Origin of the sequence: Arthrobacter agilis (genome assembly GCF_002953615.1) — a bacterium.
GTDB classification, from domain to species: domain Bacteria; phylum Actinomycetota; class Actinomycetes; order Actinomycetales; family Micrococcaceae; genus Arthrobacter_D; species Arthrobacter_D agilis_B.
Map to the genome: position 1 here is coordinate 3,204,951 of NZ_CP024915.1, position 4,056 is coordinate 3,209,006.

General features: G+C 69.4%; 3 protein-coding genes. 1 reads left to right on the forward strand and 2 read right to left on the reverse strand.

Going from position 1 to position 4,056, the window contains the following annotated elements:
- On the forward strand, positions 1-2,259 hold a 2,259-nt coding region (locus CVO76_RS15700), incomplete at its 5' end, for a discoidin domain-containing protein (RefSeq protein ID WP_208740054.1).
- 85 nt (positions 2,260-2,344) lie between these two features.
- Here the strand turns inward: CVO76_RS15700 and CVO76_RS15705 are convergent.
- Together CVO76_RS15705 and CVO76_RS15710 are read right to left on the reverse strand one after the other, a co-directional pair.
- Positions 2,345-3,202: an SMP-30/gluconolactonase/LRE family protein gene (locus tag CVO76_RS15705; RefSeq protein WP_208740055.1), complete on the reverse strand. Its 858-nt coding sequence runs from the start codon at positions 3,200-3,202 to the stop codon at positions 2,345-2,347.
- A gap of 42 nt (positions 3,203-3,244) precedes the next feature.
- On the reverse strand, positions 3,245-3,733 hold the full coding sequence (locus CVO76_RS15710) for a DUF3515 domain-containing protein (protein WP_208740056.1): 489 nt from the start codon (positions 3,731-3,733) through the stop codon (positions 3,245-3,247).
- Positions 3,734-4,056 lie beyond the last annotated feature (323 nt).

Here is a 4,056-nt window from a genome sequence, read left to right on the forward strand (position 1 = left end):
AGTGACGAAGAGACCATGGCCGCTGACGGTAAGGCCGCCAATGTGCTCGACGGCAGTGCCACGACGATCTGGCACAGCCGGTATTCGCCTGCGCCCGCAGCACTGTTGCCACACACCCTCACCATCGACACGAAGGGGACGCAGAGCATCGGAGGCCTGCGCTACCTTCCGCGGCCGACAGGCTCGAACGGCCGCATCGGCAGCTTCGAGATCAGGGTGAGTGCCGACGGCGTCGCCTGGAGCAAACCGGTGGCCTACGGCACCCTGCCGGACTCCGCCACGGAGAAGACCGTGAGCTTCACCGCGGTCAGCGCCCGCTACGTGCGCCTGATTGCGACCTCGGAAGCGGGGAACCGCGGTCCCTGGAGCACCGCAGCGGAGATCAATCTGCTCGCGGGTGGGGCGCTGCCCGCACCCGGCGTCCTTCCGCGCGCGGGATGGACCGCCTCGGCGAGCGACGAGGAGACCGCCCGCTCGAACGGCCGTGCCGGAAATATCCTGGACGGCAATACGGCGACGATCTGGCACAGCAGGTGGTCGCCTGCACCGGCAGCGCCGCTGCCGCACAGCATCACGATCGATACGAAGACGGCACGCAGCGTGGCGGGCCTGCGCTACCGACCGCGGCCCGACGGCGGGAACGGACGGATCGGGGTGTACTCGATCGAGGCCAGCCCCGACGGCATGGTCTGGAGCAGGGTCGCCAACGGCACATGGCCCGATACCGGCGTCGAGAAGACCGTGTCCTTCGCCCCTGTCGTTGCCCGGTACGTCCGACTGACCGCGGGTTCTGAAGCAGGCAACCGCGGCCCCTGGAGCAGCGCCGCGGAGATCGATCTTCTCGGTCCGTCGGCGGGGTCCTGGGGCCCCACCATCAGCTTCCCGCTCGTCCCGGCGGCCGCAGCACTGCTGCCCGGCAACAGGCTGCTGACCTGGTCCGCGTACTCCCCGACCACCTTCGGGGGAAGCAGGGGGTATACCCAGACATCCATCCTGGACCTGACCACGGGCAAGGTGTCGAAGACGCAGGTCTCCAACACGGGCCACGACATGTTCTGCCCGGGTACCTCGATGCTGGCCGACGGGACGATCCTGGTCAGCGGCGGTAGCAACAGCTCGAAGACCAGCCTGTACAACCCCGCGACCGACGCGTGGACGCCCGGACCGGACATGAAGATCGCGCGCGGCTACCAGAGCAACGTGACCACCTCCACGGGCGAGGTCTTCAGCATCGGCGGCTCCTGGTCCGGAGGCACCACTCCGAAGAGCGGGGAGGTCTGGTCCCTCGCCGGCGGTTGGCGAATCCTGCCCAATGTGGGGGTGGAGAAGACCCTGACGGCAGATCCTCAGGGGCCGTATCGGGCGGACAACCATGCCTGGCTGTTCGCCGCCCCCGGAGGGCGCGTCTTCCACGCCGGGCCAAGCCGGCAGATGAACTGGATCTCCACTACCGGCAACGGCAGCATCACCTCAGCCGGACTGCGGTCGGACAGCGCTGACGCGATGAACGGGGATGCCGTGATGTACGACGTCGGCAAGATCCTGACCGTGGGCGGTGCGACCGCGTATCAGAAAGTTGCTGCGACGGCACGTGCGTACACCATCGACATCAACAACGGGGTGCGGGTGCAGCGGACCGGGGACATGGCCGTCACGCGGTCGTTCGCGAACGGAGTCGCCCTGCCCGATGGTCAGGTGTTCGTCGTCGGCGGCCAGGCCACCCCTGTTCCGTTCACCGACACGGATGCCCGTATGTCTCCTGAGATCTGGAACCCGGCCACCGGCACGTGGACCGTGCTGGCCCCGATGGCGGTGCCCCGGACCTATCACAGCGTTGCCCTGCTGCTCCCGGACGGCAAGGTCTTCGTCGGCGGTGGAGGGCTTTGTACCAACTGCACGACGACGAACCACCTGGACGGGGAGATCTTCACGCCGCCGTACCTGCTGAACGCGGACGGCAGCGAGCGCGCGCGGCCCGCGATCGTCACCGCGCCCTCCGCTGCCAATGTCGGCAGCACCATTGCGGTGACCACCGGTGCGCCGGTGAAGTCGTTCGCCCTGATGCGTATGAGCACCGTCACCCACACCGTGAACACCGACCAGCGGCGTATTCCTCTGACCCCCGCATCGGTGTCCGGCACTACGGCGTCGTTGAGGCTGCCGACGGATCCCGGCATCCTCGTGCCGGGTCAGTACATGCTGTTCGCGGTGGACGGCAACGGGGTGCCGAGCGTCGCGACGATGCTGGCCATCAAATGACGACCAGCAGAACGAGGGTTCGGAGTACCTGACCGGTGAGGAGATGGGCGCAGGTGTCGCGAGACGTCGGCAGCCTCAGGGAGACCTACCCCCTGAACATCGGCAGGGGAGCACCCGCAATTCCTGGCTCGACGGCGAACAGGGCGCCCGCCTGCGGTTCGGACCCCTCCGGGACGTTCTCCTGCGTGGTCGTGATGAACAGCGTCGACAGGTCCGCCCCACCGAAGGCGCAGGCCGTCACATTGGTGACCGGGAGGTGGATGAGTTCCGAGAGCTTCCCCGAGGCGTCGTACCGGGCGATCGCGGCGCCCCCGTACAGCGCCGTCCAGATGCCGCCCTCCGCGTCGATGGCCATGCCGTCGGGCATGCCGAGCGCGGGCTCGACGACGGCGAAGGTGCGCCGGTCGGTGAAGCGGCCGCTCTCGACGTCGTAGGCGAGGGCGTCGATGCGTCCTGTCGGGGTGTCGCTGTAGAAAGCGGTGTCGCCCGACGGGGAGAAGTGGAGTCCGTTCGAGATGGTGCCTCCCGTCAGCACGGTGGACACCGAGTGGTCCGTCCCGAGGGAGTACAGGGTGCCGGCGCCGAATTCGCCCTCCCATCCCATCGACCCGCAGAGGAAGCGGCCGGCGGTGTCGCAGCCGCCGTCGTTCATGCGGACGGCCGGGTCGCTGAAGGCAGTCGGCCCCTCCTCGAGGATGGAGAACGACTCGTCGGCGAACAGGAAACCCCGTTCCACCCCGATCACGTAGCCGCCTGACGCGCGGCCGCGGATGACACCCGCCAGGCGCGGATGCACGTCGTGCCTGTCGATGCTGCCGTCGTCGTGGCGGACCAGGACGTCGCCCTCCATCATGTCCACGAGCAGGAGCTCGTTCCGGCGCGGATCCCAGTAGGGGCCCTCGCCGTGGAAGGTGCAGACGTCGGAGATTTGCTCGGCCTTCACGGTGCCTCCTGTAGTGGTGCGGGTGCGTTCTGGAGAGGGGCGTCAGCCGCCCGACGGAGCCGGGGTCGCATCGGCCAGGCCGACACACGCGCGGGTCTGCTCGACCCGCGCCACGGCGTCACCGAGCTCGACGAGGACGGTGCTCGAGGCGACGTCGTCCGGGTCGAAGAGGACCTCGACGGCGGGGTCGCGGCCGTAGGTGGTGGCGGTCCAGGCCGGATCCCCCTCGCGGACCACCCAGTCGACGTCGTTCACCGTGACGCACGGATCGGTCGTGGGGCCGGGGACGTCCACACCGCACCGCAGGACCACCTTGGACGGGTCCCCCCAGGCGGACGTGGCCTGGCTGTTCGTGTCGCGCTGTTCGTTCTCGGCGACCGTCGGAGGCAGCGCGATCATCACCTCGGCGCACCGGGCATTCGCGGCGTCCTGGGCGGGGTCCACATCCACGACGGACGCGCAGCCCGCCACCCCCATCAGGAGGGCCGCGGCGGGCACCAGGAGCATTGCGGCGCGGGGGAGGGCAGGCATGGTTCCACCCTAGTAGGTGGCCCGACGCCGGGTGGGACCGCCGTGCGCGAGAGCGCGACACGGAACAGTCGAGCACGACACGGAAGACCCGTCCACGGCAGGAACCGGGAGCGGGCACCGGCCGCCCGTAAACTTCAGGAGCCGCAGTCCGTCTCAGCTGCCGGTACCACCCCCGCACGCCGGTGCCGCTTTCCGGCGGGCCGCGTGCGAGAGCCCGATCCGAGGAACCATGACCGCGTCCCATCGCCGCCCCCTGCCCGCACCCGCCCTCACGAGGACCCTCACCGGAGCCGCCGGCGCGCTCCTCGCTGCCGCCGTCCTCG

Excerpts from the sequence above, each read along its gene's own strand:
- CVO76_RS15710 (WP_208740056.1), bottom strand. The coding sequence starts at position 3,733 with ATGCCTGCCCTCCCCCGCGCCGCAATGCTCCTGGTGCCCGCCGCGGCC.